We start from the raw sequence: 12,492 nt of genomic DNA on the forward strand, positions 1-12,492 counted from the left end.
CACTCTAACCACTCGGATCTGTTCGCATAAGGGCGGCCACGGCCTCCTCCCCGCGGATCAGCACGAGCAACCGCAGTACCTCGTCGATCACCAGGGCGGTCACCCCGGCGCAGGCGATGCTGTACGGTCCGAGCGGCTCCAGGCCGTCGGCGCGCACCCGGATCACGGCCCAGCCCACCTCGGCGAGGGCCGCGTCCTTCTCGCGGTCGGAGGCCTCCTTCAGACCGCGGTGAGCGGTGCGCTCCCGCCCCGGCGAGTCGTATTCGATCGCCACCAACAGCCCCGGGATGATGATGTCGGGCCACACCTCGGGTTTGCCGTAGAAGCTCCGGTTGATCCGGATGGCGTTCACCCGGTGCGGCAGCCGGATGCGCTCGCCCAGCAGCATCCGCAGCTTCTGTTCCGCCTGGGAAGTGCGGGTCTTCAGGCCGGGCTTCATGAACGGCACCCCGCCCTCGTGCCGGGCCGCGGGCGCCTGGGCGTTCTTCTGGCATTTCGGGCAGCCGGGCCCGGTGAGGGCCTGACGCACTGTGGCCTCATACCGGGAGTGCCCGCGCGTGCAGATCCACTCGTAGCTCGCTCCGATGCGGGTCTCCTGGGCCAGGGCGGCCGGGCCGGCGGGCGCCGCGCGGCGGAGCAGTTCCTCGCGGCTGCGCTTGGTCTCGCCGAGCAGCATGCACAGCGGGCAGGCTCGTTGCAGGGTGATGCGTGCCTCGGCGGCATCCGCCCCGTGCCCGCAGCGGAACCGCACGGCGACGCCCGCCGCACCCGAGTCCTCGTCCATCCGCATCCGCCCGTCGCCGCCCGAACCTCGCAACCGAGGTGCCACCACGGTAACCACACCCGCCGACATCGACGCCCGGATACGCGAGTCGAGGTGCGGACTTCCGCCTTCGTTTCGTCGGGGAAGGAGGGATCTCCGCTGTCGAGTGCGCGGGAGAGCCGGTCAGGTGCCGGTGTGGGCCTCGATGACCTGGCGCATCCGCGGCAGGGCGAACTGGTCGGCGATCTGGATGCCCGTGTGGCTGCCCAGGTCGGGGTCGGCGCCGGCCGCAAGCAGGTCGAGCAGGATCGCCTCGTTGCCCCGGAACACGGCGCAGGCGAGGGCGGTCTGGCCCATAGCGTTCACCACGGCAGTGTCAGCGCCGCGTCGGATCAGCTCCAGCACAGTGTCCCGGTGCTGCGCGTACGCGGCCACGATCAGCAGGCTGTCGCCGCGCCCGTTGACCAGGTCGAGCGGCACCCCGGCGTCGAGCATCTCGCCGAGCGGGCCGGTGCGGCCGTCCCTCGCCAGGGCGAAGACACCCTCGACGACCTCCTCGGGAGGCGCCGTCACCGGCTGGTCCTGGTGCGCTGTCATGATCGTCTCCGCTTGTCTCGAACAGTGGAACCGCAAGCTCCCCGCCTGCCCGGCCCCGGCAGTGCCCCCAATCCTAACCAACGCCTCCGCCCCACCCGCCCGGCAAGCCCGGGCCTTGGGGGAGCACAGTTCCCGCAGAATTCTCCGGGGTGCCGACGCACGCGCGTGATTCCGGCATCCGCTGCCCGCGCGGCGTCGAATTGCAGGAGGTAGGCCCAGGACCGGCACGGAAGGCCGGGGAAACGAAAAAGGACCGCAACCCGGGGGCTGCGGTCCTTCTCCTTCAGTGGTGGAGCTAAGGAGATTCGAACTCCTGACCTTCTCATTGCGAACGAGACGCGCTACCAACTGCGCCATAGCCCCAGACTGCGTATTTACAATATCACGCGAGCGCTGCCGCTTCGAACCGGGCGGGTCCTCAGCCGACGGCCCGGCGGCGGCGCAACACGTCGTCCAGGTCGGTCATGCCGGGTTCGGTCTCGCCGACGATGCCCATGCTGGCGAACCGGCTCGGTGCGGCCTGCGGGGACGCCTTGGCCGCGGCGGCGCGGGCGGCCACCGGGCGGGTGATCGGGGTGACTTCCGACGGCGCGATGGCCTCGGCCAGGGCCTGCGCCCGGCGCTGCAGCTCGGCCTCGGCGGCCGCCTGGCGCAGCTGGGCGGCGGCATCCACCGATGCCATCGCGGCCTGGGCGATCGAGCCGGGTGAGAGGTGCAGGGGCTTGGGCAACGGCTGCGGGGTCCACGGGGTCGGTGCCGCCACGGGTGCCTCTTCGAAGTGCACGGGTTCGAAGCGCTGGCCCCGGCTGCCCTGGGGCACGCGGCGGCCGGTTTCGGTGGCCACCGCATCCGTCGCCTGGCGCGGGGCTCGAGCCGATCGGCTCACGCTGGCCAGGCGGCCGAGCGCGGCGACGGCCGTTCCGGCGGCGACGAGGCCGCCCACCAGCAGGGTCCACAGGCCCGCAGAGAGCAGGGTGAGCCCGGCGACGGCGCTGACCAGGCCGATGAGCAGCAGCAGGGTCGAGAGGGCGCGCATGGCGCGCAGGCGGCGGGCCTTGCCTGCCGGGGTGAGCGCCTTGGGCCGGGCTGCAGCAGCGCGCAGGACCGCGGCACGACGGGCGGCCGTGGCGGCGTCGCCGGCGGCCTTGGAGGCGATCCGGGCGTCTTCTTCCGCCTGGGCCAGCAGTTTGCGTTGGGCGGACACACCGCGCGCGTTGGTCTCCACGCGTACCTCCTGGGGGATTTCCGACGTCTCGGCGAGAATGCGCAGGGTCTGCTGCAGCCGCACGGCGTTACGTTCGGTGGCGAGATACTGCCGTCGTCTCGCCCATGTCGGCATGAGATACGTCACCCAGAGCGCGGCGGCCACGGCCACCATCACTCCCCCACCCAGGACTTCGCTACTCATGCTCCCTACGGTATGAGTCCCGCGCCCCTCCGTCCCTGATTACGAGGGGGTGTGTCACTTGTCGGCCACCTGCAACGGATGCTGCGCGGCGGCCCGGTCGTACTCGTTCACGGTGGCGTTTCCGGGCGGCACGAGGCCGTCCTGCCAGCGGCGCAGCACCCCACCGCGCACCTCCTCGGCCACGAGGCCGAAGGCGAAGTGGTCGCGCCACGCGCCGTTGATGTGGATGAACCGGCGGCGAAGGCCCTCGTAGCGGAAACCCAGCTTCTCCACGACCCGCAGCGACGGCCCGTTCTCTGGGCGGATGCAGATCTCCATCCGGTGCAGCCCCAACTGGGCGAAGCAGTAGTCGGTGGCCAGCGCCACCGCGGTGGGCGTGATCGCCCGGCCGGCGAACTGCTCGCCCACCCAGTAGCCGATCGACGCGCTGGAGAGCGATCCCCAGGTGATCGACGAGACGTTCAACTGGCCGGCGAGCTCCCCGTTGTACTCGATCAGGAACGGCAGCCCGCTGCCGGCGCGCGAGTGGGCGAGCAGGCTACGGATGCTCGCCCGGGTGTCGAAGGACATGGGCGCGTACGGGCTCGTCGCCTCCCAGGTGCGCAGCCAGGACCTGTTCGCCATCAGCTCACGCTCCAGGGCGCGGGCATCGCGCAGGCGGATCGGTCGCAGGGTCACTGCACCCTCACGGAGAGTCGGTATCGCGGTCGGCACGATGAGCCCGTCTACTTGGGGGCCGAGGCCCGATGATGTGTCGCAGCTTAGCCCGCGTCCGACCTACTCGAGAGTGGCGGTGAACTCCTTGAGCCAGGGGCGCAGCTCGGTGCCGAGGTCGTCGCGGTCGACAGCGAGCTGGATGATGGCCTTGATGTAGTCCAACCGGTCACCGGTGTCGTAGCGGCGGCCGCGGAAGATGACGCCGTAGACGCCGCCAGTGGTCTCCGGGTTGACCGCCATCTCCTGCAGGGCGTCGGTGAGCTGGATCTCGTTGCCCTTGCCCGGCGCGGTGTGCTCGAGCACGTCGAACACCTCGGGGCGCAGCACGTAGCGGCCGATGATGGCCAGGTTCGACGGCGCATCCGCTGCCGACGGCTTCTCGACCAGGCCGGTGATGCGCACCACGTCGGGGTCGTCGGTCTTCTCGATCGCGGCGGCACCGTAGAGGTGGATCTGCGACGGGTCGACCTCGAGGAGCGCGACGACGCTCGTGTTGCGGCCGATCTGCTCGGCGAGCATCTTGTCGAGCAAGGGGTCGCGGGCGTCGATGATGTCGTCACCGAGGAGCACGGCGAAGGGCTCGTTGCCCACGTGCATCTTGGCGCGAAGCACGGCGTGCCCCAGGCCCAGCGGGTCGCCCTGACGCACATAGTGCATGTCGGCGAGGTCGGTCGACTCGTTCACCTTGGCAAGACGGTCGCGGTCACCCTTCTGGATGAGCACCGCCTCAAGCTCGGTGACCCGGTCGAAATGGTTCTCCAGTGCGTTCTTGTTGCGGCCCGTGATCATGAGCACGTCGGTCAGCCCGGCGGCGACGGCCTCTTCGACCACGTACTGGATGGCGGGCTTGTCCACCACCGGCAACATCTCTTTGGGCATGGCCTTGGTTGCCGGCAGAAACCGGGTTCCCATACCGGCAGCGGGAATAACGGCCTTCGTAATGTGAGTAACCATGGCATTAGGTTAGCGGCAAGCCGAAAGGCTTACGCACCTAGGATGACTTGTATGGATTCTGACATCGAGCACCGAAAGCGGGCGCTCCGCGCAGAGCTGCGGGAGCGCCGGCACACCATGACGGCGGCTGAACGCGACGCGGCCACCGCCGGGTTCACCGAAAACCTGCAGAGCATCGTGCTGGACCTGTCCGCCCGGTCGATTTCCTGCTATCTCTCCAGCCCCACCGAGCCCAACACGCGCCCGTTCGTGAACTGGGCCGAGGCCCGCGGCATCCGGGTGCTGTTCCCGGTGTCGCGCGACGACGGCCTGCTCGACTGGACCGTTGGCGAGGAAGAGACCGAGGTGCAGGGCATCTCCGGCGCGCCGGAGCCCCAGGGCGAACTGCTCGGACCCATCGCCATCAACGATGTCGACCTCATCATCGTTCCGGCCGCGGCGATCGACAACACCGGTCTACGGATGGGCTGGGGTCGCGGTTACTTCGACAAGACCCTCGGCTCGATGGAGAAATGCCCGCCGGTGTATGCCGTCGTCTACGACAATGAGTACATGGACGAGGTGCCGCGCGAGGTGCACGACCAACCGGTGAACGGTCTCGTTACCCCTACTCGCATCGTCGTCTTCTAGACTTTCCCGGCCGGCACCTGCCGGCCTGAGCCACGAACCACCCGTGTTCACAAACCGAAAAGACGCAGTGCCTACCTATTCCTACCGTTGCACCGAGTGTGACACCGCCTTCGATATCCAGCAGGCGTTCACCGACAACACCCTCACCGAGTGCCCCACCTGCGGAGGCAAGCTGCGCAAGGTCTACTCGTCGATCGGGGTGAGCTTCACCGGCTCGGGCTTCTACCGCAACGACTCGCGCGCCGAGTCGAGCGGCAAGTCATCGCTGTCCGCGGAAAAGAGCGCGGGCAAGTCCGACAGCAAGTCCGACTCGGCCCCGGCTGCGAAGCCGGCCGAGAAGTCCGGCACCGCCGCATCGACGTCGTCGAGCGGGGCGTCGTCAGGCGGGTCCTCTTCGTCGTCTTCCTCTACGTCGTCTTCCTCCAGCTCGTCGCCGACACCGGCGCCGAAGTCGTCCTGACCCGGTCAGGCACCTGCACATCAGCACGGCCACGCACGCGCACCGCAGCACAATGCACCGCAGTACAACAAAGGAGTAATCGAATGGGCATGATCAACGGCTTCAAAGAATTCATCATGCGGGGCAACGTCATCGAGCTCGCCGTCGCCGTCGTCATCGGGGCAGCCTTCACCGGGGTCGTCAAGGCCATCGTCGACGGCATCTTCAACCCGCTGATCGGCGCGATCTTCAACGCCGAGTCGCTCAACGACTCCATGAACGTGACGCTGGGCGCCAGCACCATCTCGTTCGGACTCGTCCTGGCCGCGCTGATCCAGTTCCTCCTCGTGGCCGCGGTCGTCTACTTCGCCTTCGTGATGCCGCTCAACACGCTCAAGGAACACCAGGCCCGTCGCCGTCAGGCCGGCGTGCCGCTGGACCCGAAGAAGAACCCGATCACCGATCTCGATCTGCTCACCGAGATCCGCGACCTGCTCGCCGCCCAGAACGGTGCCGTTACGCCCTCCGCCGCCACGGATGTCCCCGCGCCGTACACCGCAGGCACCTCTCCCAGTGGGCCCGAAGGCGCCAAGCACACACTCTAGCCTCACCACTTCTCCCCCGACGCACCCGCAGCAGCGCCAGGGAGCACCCCTCACTGCATCCTCTGCATCCTCTGCATCCGCTGCATCCTCTGCATCCTCTGCATCCGCTGCATCCGCCGCATCCGCTGCATCCGCTGCATCCTCTGCATCCTCTGCATCCTCTGCATCCGCCGCGTAGACGCACAGACCCCCGCGGCGTTGACTTGCGGCATACGACCCCTCGCGGCGCCGGAAAGGGTGCTTCGTTGCATCTCGCGGGTCGTCTACCGCCGACGTGGCCCGAGCTGGCTTGAGACATGCTGTCCCTTCACGGCGCCGCACGGGGCTCTGCGCTGAATCTCACCGACTGACCGCCCGCCGACTTGCGCCATGTCGCCCGCTCACGGAGCCGGAAGGAGTGCTTGGCTGCATCTCGGGATGGGGGGGGTGCCCCTATGTTCTTGTCAAGCGGCGAGCTGATGGTCGGCTTGGTAGAGGGTGCCGTCGCGGAGCATGGCGTAGAGAACGTCGCAGCGTCGGCGAGCGAGGGCGATGAGGGCTTGGTTGTGGCGTTTGCCTTGGGCGATTTTGCGGTCGTAGTAGGCGCGTGAGAGCGGGTCGCGGAGCGCGGCGAAGGCGGAGAGGAACAGGGCTCGTTTCAGGATCTTGTTCCCGCGTCGGGAGGGGTGCTCGCCGCGGATGGAGCTGCCGGAGCGGCGGGTGACCGGTGCGAGGCCGGCGTAGGCGGCGAGGTGGCCGGCGGTGGCGAAGTCCTTGCCCGAGACTTCGGTGAGGAGTCTGGCGGCGGTCCTGATCCCGACTCCGGGCATGCTGATCAGGACGGGGTGAAGAGGGTGAGCCTCCACGAGCCGTTCTACTTCGACCGCGATCTCGTCCCGTTGCCGGCGGAGTGCTGCGAGTTGTTCGGCGAGTCTGGGGAGCACAATGCTGCTGGCATTCGTGCCAGTGACCACGACGGTCTGCTCGCTCAGGGCCCGGGTGATTTCGTCTGCGAGGCGGCGGCCCATGCGTGGTGCCAGCTTCACGAGCCGGTTGCCAAGGCGGGTCGTGCCGGCCGCTTTCATCGCAGCTGGCGTGGGGTAGCGCTGCAGCAAGTCCAACACCGCGGGATGGTCCAAGTGCGGGCCGAGAACACGCTCCAACGCGGGGTGGATCTGGGTGAGGAGGCCCCGGATGCGGTTACTCGTGGCGGTGATCTGGCCGACAACGTCGTCGTCGAAGCCGCAGAGCATCGAGAGCTCAGCAACCTGCTCATCAGCCAGCTGTAGCGACCGCAGGGCGTGCGGGAGGCTCCTCGCGGCTTGGGCGATGATTGCCGCGTCGCGGGCATCGGTCTTGGCTTCACCGGCGTGCAGGTCCGCGATGCGGCGCATTGCCAGACCGGGCAGGTAGCCCACGAGCACGCCTTCGGCCTGGGCCACGGCGATCGGTAAGGCACCAATAGTCGCCGGCTGATCAACGACGAACAAGACTTGGCCGTGTCGTTTCAGCTGCCCGATCAGCTCGCGCAGCTTCGCCTCATCGTTGGGTAAAGCCTTGTCGAAGAGTTGCTTGCCGGCCCGGTTGAGGGCGACCGCGTGGTGTTCTCCCTTGCCGACGTCCACGCCGATGAAGACGTCGACGCTGTCGTAGTTCTCGATCATGAATCCTCCGTCTCAGGTTCGACAAAGTTGGCCTGAATCGCGGCATCAAGTCTCGGCATCCACGTTACGAACGGCCTGGGACATGTCCCGGTCCAGCCCCTATCAGCGATCACCTGATACCAGTCAGGCCCGGTGACAACACCCCCCGGATCATGGGCGACTGGGGGCAAGAACCATGCCGGGCCTGACAGGCCAACACCCTCACATAACTACACGATCAAGGGCTACGAAGAAAGTAACGGGGGGGGCCAGCATGAGGCATCCAGCCGCCATCGGCACCCCTCTGCGCCCCTCGGAGAAGCACTCACGGCAGGCTGACTTGCCAGTTGGCGCCCAGTGCGAGCGCCCCAGAGGGCCACAAGTGGCAACTCACTCGACGGGCGTGAGGTGACTCGCCACATCGTTTCCAGTGCGAGCGCCCCAGAGGGCCACAACTGGCAACTCACTCGACGGGCGTGAGGTGACTCGCCACATCGTGCCCAGTGCGAGCGCCCCAGAGGGCCACAACTGGCAACTCACTCGACGGGCGTGAGGTGACTTGCCACTTCGTGCCCAGTGCGAGCGCCCCAGAGGGCCTCAGATGGCAACTCAGAATTCTGCTACCAGTGCGGAGGCTTGTCCTGACGCAGCCGGGCGTCGTTCGCGCTGGTCGAGGAGCCGTCGCCGGAGGTCTGGCCGCCTTCTTCGCGGGAGGGCGGCTCCGGGCTGGTGTCGGTGTTCGGTGCGGGAGTCAGGCGTGCGCGGCGAGCACCTGCCGAACGGACCACCGACTGGCGCGGTTCCACTGACCCGGATGCGCCGGCCGATGCCGCGGGCCGTGCGGCGGTGCCTCGGATGGGTCCCTTATCGGAAACAGGCCTATCCTCAGGCACCGCGGTACCATCGGGCTCCGCGTCGACCTCGGACGGAGCAGCACCGTCGGGCACCGCGGCACCCTCAGGCGCAACCGCCGGGTCAGGCACGGTGAGCCGGACCGCCAGACCCCTCGGTCGGCGTGACCCCCGCGAGGGCCGCGACGCGCGCGGCGACGGCATCCGGGTTGCTGAACAGTTCGAAGCTGTGCACGCGCAGGTAGTGCCAGCCGAGGCGGCGCAGTACCTCGGGGCGCAGCCTGAGCGACTCGCGCAGGCTGGCGCGGTTGACCACGGCGTCGGTCTCCACGACCACGGCACGTCCGGCGTGTGAAGCGGCCAGCGCGACCTTGCCACGGTGCCCGAGCGAGACGGTGAGGCCCTGGCGTTCCAGACGTCGGGCGAGGTCGACCAGCATGGCTTCGCGCGCATCCGGCACGGGCACCTCGTTGCGGCGCGCCTCGGTCTCGGTGAGCACCTGTGACAGGGCCAGGATGCCGTGCCGCTGGCGGTCGGCGTCGATGTCGATGGGGCGGAAGCAGGAGACGATGTCCATGGCGCGGCGGGCACGGGTCATGCCGATCGCGAGCAGGCGTTCACCGCCGGGTTCGCCGAGCGAACCGAAGTTGCTCAGCAGCCGCCCGTGCGGGGTGCGGCCGTAGCCGATGGAGAAGATGACCCGGTCACGGCTCTGCGCCACGGCCTGCTCGAGGGTGAGCACCGTGAACGGTTCGGCGCGGTCCTTGAGAATGAAGTCGCTGAGGTCGGTGCGCTTGGCGAACGCGGCGAGCACGGCCTGGTGCACGCGCACGGCGTGCCGGGCGCTGGCGGTGATCACCATGAGGGATTCGCGGGGGCGCTTGACGGCGTGGTCCATGACCAGGTCGACGACCTTGGACACCTCGGCGTCGACGCTTTCGACGGCGCCACTGTCGACGTCGGGCATGCCGTGGCCGCCCTTGACGTAGTTGAGGGTGAGGCTGCCGTGACCGAGGTAGCTCCCTGCCCAGGGCAGCGAGTCGATGCGGCCGCCGTAGAACCGGTGGTTGACCAGCTCGGCGAGGTCCTCCCCACCGGCCCGGTAGCTGCGGGTGAGGGTGAGAGTGGGCAGCAATTCGCCCAGCCGGGCCAGCGCCGAGTCGGCGTGCAGCGCGTCAACGTTGGTCTCCTGCGGGCGGGGCACGTCGGCCGGTTCCACGATGCCGGTCTCGAAGCCCGACGGCGTCTGGGTGACCGGGTCACCGAAGGCGACGACCTGCTTGGCACGGCGGATCGCGCCGACGTTCTCAGCGAGGGTGGTGGCGCCGGCGTCAACGAGGAGCACAGCGTCGAAGGTCATCTTGTCGTCGAGCCCGGCGACCTCGTACGGCGAGGCGAGCCAGACCGGTGCGAGCACACGGCCCAGGTGCGGGGCGACCTCGTTGATGCGGCCGGGGGTGGCGCGGTCGGCGCGCAGCAGCCGGCGCAGCTGGTCGGCCTCATCGGGCCAGTCGACCACGCCGATCTTCCAGGTCTCGGCGAGCAGCCACGCCAGGATCTGTCCAGTCGTGGAGGCGTGAGCCTCGTCGACGAGCTTGAAGTCGGCTTCGAGCCGGTCGAGCACCTGGGTGTTGGCGTTGAGCAGGGCCCGTTCGCCGCTGAGCATGACCTCGAGCACCGACTGCCACCAGGCGAGTTCGAGCTCGGCCGCCACGTTCTCCTCCGACACGTGCCGCTGGGACAGATCGGTCATCAGCGGGTCGAGGTTGTGCTCGCGCAGGGTGGCGAGCAGGGCCGTGCGCTCGTGCAGGTTCGCGAGCACCTCGCTCTCGGCGGCGAGGCCGACGAGAGTGCGCAACAGCTCCTTCACCGGCCGGGAGACCAGCTGGCGCGGGGTGCCGGCGTTGCCGAGCGGCACATCGAGCTTGCCGAGGTCTTCGGAGACCCGCTGGAACGCCACGTGCACATCGTTGATACCCACCGGCACCTCGGGAGTGACGCCCGCGGCCGCGTAGCGCTGCCACAGGGTGCGCTGCTGCTGGATGCGGCGCAGGCTCTCGTTCATGTCGCTCACGTGCACGCCGGGCCGCAGGTACTCGTCGGCGAGTTTGCGCAGCCGGCGACGGTTGCTCGAGGTCATCTCGGGCGAGTCCCGGCGGGCCGAGGTAGCGGCGATGAGTTCGGTCAGCGACCGGTCGAACACGGCGGGCTGGAACTTGTCCAGGGTCTCGCGGATGTCCAGGAGCAGGCGCAGGTAGATGCCCAGCTCGTGCACCGTCTCGAACGGGCGCAGCCGGGTCTGGCCGACCAGGTGACCGGCGCGCTCGAGCAGCCGGGGAACGTCGGTCTGGCTGAGCCGCTTGGCGAGGTCGTGCGACGCACCGGCATCCGCAGTGGAGGCGAAGGAGGCGCCATACCAGGGCGAGTCGCCCGGGCCGTAGCGGAATTGGCCGAGGACGGCGGCCTTGATCAGTATCGCAGCGGCACTGGCCCGGTCGTGGGCGAGGCGCTCGAGGGCCACCCGGTCGAGCCGGGCGGTGGTCGACGGCGGCGCCGGCAGCTGGGCGAGCCGGGCGAGTTCGCCGAGCGCGTCGAGCACCGAGACGCCGAGGGCGGCGTCCTTGCGGGTGAGGGCGGAGCGGTAGTCGAGCAGCACCTTGCGCAGGCGCACGAGGGCGTCGTCGACGTCGCCGACGCGCGGCTGGGCGGCCTTCTCGTTGCGGGTGATCGACTGGATCAGGTCGCGGCGGAGGGTGCGGGGCGTGACGGCCACGCCGGGCAGGCCCACCTGCACGAGCCGGTGCGCGATGCCGTCGAGGCTGGAGCGTCGGGCGCTGACGACGAGCACACGCTTGTGCTGGGCGATGAGCGAACCGATCGCGTTCACGATGGTCTGGGTGCCGCCCGTGCCGGGCAGCGTCTTCACGACGAGGGAGTTGCCGGCGCTGATCTGCGCGACGACGTTCTCCTGCTCGGCGTCGGCATCCAGCAGCAGAGTGTCGGTGCCGGGCGGGCGCACGTCCTGGCCGATCGGCAGCACCGGGTTGTACGCCATCTCGATGGCGCGACGGGCGGTGGGGTTGCCGGCGACGGCGTCGAGCACCGGATGCGTGAGCTTCTGCGCGTCGACGGCCATGGCGCGGCCGACGTCGGCGAAGGAGGACGCGACCAGCCGGGGCACCACGTTGAACCAGGGCAGGTGCGAGGTGAGGCCGCGCAGCCGGTCGATCACGGGCTGCGGCTTGAACGCCCCGTTGGTCACGGCGAGAGCGACGAACGCGTCCGCGTCGAGGGTGATCTGGAACTGGTCATGCAGCGCGCGGGCCAGTTCGGGGTTGAGGAACGGCTGGCCCTTGAGCTTGAGCTCGAAGTCACGGCCGTAGCGGCGGATGGCGAGGGGTCGTAGCAGCACCGGCGCGGTGAACTCCACGTCGCCGTGACGCCACTGGGCCAGGCCGATGGCCAGGTGCACCGACTCGATGCCGCGCATGGAGCGCAGTTCGATGCCCTTCTGGGTGATCTCGTTCGCGGCCAGGCGGGCGTTGCGGAGGGCCAGTTCGTCGCGGATCAGGTTGGAGAGCAGGGTGGTCTTGCCCGTGATGAACTGGGGCAGCCCGCCCGGGTGGGTGGCGGAGAGTTCGATGCGGGAGCGGGGGCTGTCACCGAAGTGCAGCAGCGGGGAGTGCCCGCCGACCAGGGCAAGTTCGTCCCGCCAGCGTTGCCAGGTCGGTTCGGCGATGTTCCCGGCGACCAGCGAGGGGTCCCCCAGGCTCACCGAGTCCGGGGAGGTCGCTTGACGCGAGCCGGGCGAGGACACATCGGGGTAATCCGATGTGAAATCGTCATCTTCTGGTTTTCTATCGAGGCGCCACACACCCACACCCTATTTCTCCGCCGGTCGGATCT

11 protein-coding genes and 1 tRNA gene are annotated in these 12,492 nt (G+C 68.9%); 3 read left to right on the forward strand and 9 right to left on the reverse strand.

What is annotated here, in order from left to right; all coding sequences use genetic code 11:
- Positions 1-4: 4 nt before the first annotated feature.
- The 6 genes from KY500_RS11530 to galU form a co-directional block, all read right to left on the reverse strand.
- On the reverse strand, positions 5-784 hold the full coding sequence (locus KY500_RS11530; protein ID WP_219900702.1) for a hypothetical protein: 780 nt from the start codon (positions 782-784) through the stop codon (positions 5-7).
- A gap of 162 nt (positions 785-946) precedes the next feature.
- On the reverse strand, positions 947-1,360 hold the full coding sequence (locus tag KY500_RS11535) for an ankyrin repeat domain-containing protein (RefSeq protein ID WP_219900703.1): 414 nt from the start codon (positions 1,358-1,360) through the stop codon (positions 947-949).
- 287 nt (positions 1,361-1,647) lie between these two features.
- Positions 1,648-1,723 (reverse strand) — tRNA-Ala (locus KY500_RS11540).
- Positions 1,724-1,778: 55 nt separating this feature from the next.
- A complete protein-coding gene (locus tag KY500_RS11545) occupies positions 1,779-2,768 on the reverse strand; it encodes a hypothetical protein (protein WP_219900704.1) in 990 nt (329 codons plus the stop codon).
- 54 nt (positions 2,769-2,822) lie between these two features.
- Positions 2,823-3,482 (reverse strand): GNAT family N-acetyltransferase, encoded by a 660-nt coding sequence (locus tag KY500_RS11550; protein ID WP_219900705.1) that lies wholly within the window; start codon positions 3,480-3,482, stop codon positions 2,823-2,825.
- Positions 3,483-3,545: 63 nt separating this feature from the next.
- Entirely contained in the window at positions 3,546-4,439 is an 894-nt protein-coding gene (gene galU / locus KY500_RS11555) for a UTP--glucose-1-phosphate uridylyltransferase GalU (RefSeq protein WP_066597235.1), read from the reverse strand.
- 51 nt (positions 4,440-4,490) lie between these two features.
- Between galU and KY500_RS11560 the strand changes: the two genes are divergently transcribed.
- The 3 genes from KY500_RS11560 (at position 4,491) to mscL (ending at position 6,113) form a co-directional block, all read left to right on the forward strand.
- Positions 4,491-5,069, forward strand: a complete 579-nt coding sequence (locus KY500_RS11560) for a 5-formyltetrahydrofolate cyclo-ligase (RefSeq protein WP_219900706.1) — start codon at positions 4,491-4,493, stop codon at positions 5,067-5,069.
- 67 nt (positions 5,070-5,136) lie between these two features.
- Positions 5,137-5,529 (forward strand): FmdB family zinc ribbon protein, encoded by a 393-nt coding sequence (locus KY500_RS11565; RefSeq protein ID WP_219900707.1) that lies wholly within the window; start codon positions 5,137-5,139, stop codon positions 5,527-5,529.
- 83 nt (positions 5,530-5,612) lie between these two features.
- Entirely contained in the window at positions 5,613-6,113 is a 501-nt protein-coding gene (gene mscL / locus KY500_RS11570) for a large conductance mechanosensitive channel protein MscL (protein WP_255579226.1), read from the forward strand.
- Positions 6,114-6,556: 443 nt separating this feature from the next.
- Here mscL and KY500_RS11575 read toward each other — a convergent pair whose 3' ends face one another.
- From KY500_RS11575 to KY500_RS11585, 3 genes are all read right to left on the reverse strand, one after another.
- Positions 6,557-7,756 (reverse strand): IS110 family transposase, encoded by a 1,200-nt coding sequence (locus KY500_RS11575; protein ID WP_219900708.1) that lies wholly within the window; start codon positions 7,754-7,756, stop codon positions 6,557-6,559.
- 599 nt (positions 7,757-8,355) lie between these two features.
- The gene (locus KY500_RS11580) at positions 8,356-8,523 is read right to left on the reverse strand and encodes a hypothetical protein (protein ID WP_255579227.1); all 168 of its coding nucleotides are present in this window, start codon (positions 8,521-8,523) and stop codon (positions 8,356-8,358) included.
- 187 nt (positions 8,524-8,710) lie between these two features.
- The gene (locus KY500_RS11585; protein WP_219900710.1) at positions 8,711-12,460 is read right to left on the reverse strand and encodes an AAA family ATPase; all 3,750 of its coding nucleotides are present in this window, start codon (positions 12,458-12,460) and stop codon (positions 8,711-8,713) included.
- Positions 12,461-12,492: the final 32 nt, after the last annotated feature.

It is taken from the genome of Cryobacterium sp. PAMC25264, from assembly GCF_019443325.1.
Lineage (GTDB): Bacteria > Actinomycetota > Actinomycetes > Actinomycetales > Microbacteriaceae > Cryobacterium.

Bases quoted from the DNA above. Each gene is read 5' to 3' on its own strand.
- KY500_RS11530 (WP_219900702.1), bottom strand. From the start codon at position 784: ATGGACGAGGACTCGGGTGCGGCGGGCGTCGCCGTGCGGTTCCGCTGC.
- KY500_RS11535 (WP_219900703.1), bottom strand. From the start codon at position 1,360: ATGACAGCGCACCAGGACCAGCCGGTGACGGCGCCTCCCGAGGAGGTC.
- KY500_RS11545 (WP_219900704.1), bottom strand. From the start codon at position 2,768: ATGAGTAGCGAAGTCCTGGGTGGGGGAGTGATGGTGGCCGTGGCCGCC.
- galU (WP_066597235.1), bottom strand. From the start codon at position 4,439: ATGGTTACTCACATTACGAAGGCCGTTATTCCCGCTGCCGGTATGGGA.
- KY500_RS11560 (WP_219900706.1), top strand. From the start codon at position 4,491: ATGGATTCTGACATCGAGCACCGAAAGCGGGCGCTCCGCGCAGAGCTG.
- mscL (WP_255579226.1), top strand. From the start codon at position 5,613: ATGGGCATGATCAACGGCTTCAAAGAATTCATCATGCGGGGCAACGTC.
- KY500_RS11575 (WP_219900708.1), bottom strand. From the start codon at position 7,756: ATGATCGAGAACTACGACAGCGTCGACGTCTTCATCGGCGTGGACGTC.